This window comes from Sinomonas sp. (genome assembly GCF_036848755.1).
Lineage (GTDB): Bacteria > Actinomycetota > Actinomycetes > Actinomycetales > Micrococcaceae > Sinomonas.
On the sequence record NZ_DAIUJO010000178.1, the window covers coordinates 1 to 1390 of the forward strand.

3 protein-coding genes are annotated in these 1390 nt (G+C 65.3%); 1 reads left to right on the plus strand and 2 read right to left on the minus strand.

Features of this window, described 5'->3' with window-relative positions; genetic code table 11:
• Positions 1-300: hypothetical protein (locus V7053_RS17840; RefSeq protein ID WP_334173606.1), on the plus strand; the 300-nt coding region annotated here is incomplete at its 5' end.
• Between the two features lie 35 nt (positions 301-335).
• Here the strand turns inward: V7053_RS17840 and V7053_RS17845 are convergent.
• Both V7053_RS17845 and V7053_RS17850 read right to left on the minus strand, forming a co-directional pair.
• Positions 336-647, minus strand: coding sequence for a DUF4282 domain-containing protein (locus tag V7053_RS17845; RefSeq protein WP_334173607.1), 312 nt, complete (start codon positions 645-647; stop codon positions 336-338).
• Positions 648-812: 165 nt separating this feature from the next.
• Complete coding sequence (locus V7053_RS17850) at positions 813-1214, minus strand: VOC family protein (RefSeq protein WP_334173608.1); 402 nt, start codon at positions 1212-1214, stop codon at positions 813-815.
• Positions 1215-1390 lie beyond the last annotated feature (176 nt).

The following is a 1390-nucleotide window of genomic DNA, read 5'->3' on the forward strand; positions in this document are numbered from 1 at the left end:
TGGCGGGTGGGACGATGGAGCATGACGCTGTTTGCGATCGTCCTGGGACTTGTCGCCGTCGTGGCTCTGGGCCTCGGGTCGAGGCGGCTACGAGGTTCCCAGCCCGCCGCAGCAAGGGCACTTGCGGCCGGAACGGGGATTGTCATCTGCGCCGAAGGAATTGGCTTCTTCGCCCTTCGCGGGATATTCGACCCTAACGGTCCCGATTGGGGAACGGTGATCATCGGCGTTCTGGTCGGCGCGTTCGGATTCCTCCTCGCGCGATTCATCTGGAGGTCTTTCGGCGAGGTCCCGGGCTGAGCCACTCCGTGACGCTACGGCGCCGGGCTGTCCCCTCACCCGTGCTCGCGCGAGGGCGGCAGCTGCTGTGCGTGCTGCAGCCGGACAAGCTCGGCGGTGTTCTCGGCGACGCGGATGGTCGCGATCAGGGACTCGATTCCGAGTCGGGTCAGGCACAGGTAGATCAACACGGTCAGCGGGCCGCCGACGAGGAGCATGAAGACGCCGAAAGCGGTGCTGGTCATGAAAGCAGCCGCCACGAGCACCACGTACAGGACGGCGAGGCCGATCATGACGAGGACGTAGACGATCTTTGCGATCGAAGTAGACACGAAACGGGTGAAACTCAGGTCGAACAGCGCCTTCAAGGCGATACCTCCGGGATGAAAGCCGCCCTTCTCGGGGCAGGGGTACGAGCTGTGTGCGGATGACCGGGCATCGCATGGGCCGGGCTCGGCACAGCCAGTATCGCTGGGACGCGGAATACGGAGATGACGCCCGCGGCGTCTCAGTAGTCGGCCGGGGCCGCGCAGTCAGTGTGGTCCGTCTTGCCAGAGGCCAATGACGTTGCCGGCAGGGTCGCGGATCGATGCGATCCGGAGACTTCCCTCGGGATAGGGCGGGGTGACCACTTCAGCCCCGTGCTCGGTGGCTTTGCGCAGGGTGTCCTCGAGATCGCTCACGTAGATGTAGGGCAGGACGCCCGCCTCGCCAACTGCGGGCAAGTCCGTGCGCCAGTGGCCGATCACGTGCCCGGTGCCATCGCTGAAGCTCGGCGATTCAGGGCTGCCGCGCAGCCGCCAGCCGAACACGGAACGATAGAACTCCGCTGACTCGGCGGGGTCGCGTGCGGGAATTCGCAGATAGGACACCCCGCCGGGACGAGCAACGGTATCCTCGACGCCCGGGCCTGCGGCAGAGTTCGCGTCCGTCATCGTCGATCGCCTCTCTTTCCAACGTTTCGGGTACGGCTAATCACTTCCAGACTCCTCTCGGGTACGCGAACCCGAAAGGAGCGGACGACGACGAAGGGGGCTTTCGCCGTCGTCCTCGCCCAGGAACCAGAGTTCGCGTACCCGAAACGCCCAGGAAGCAGAGTTCGCGTACCCGA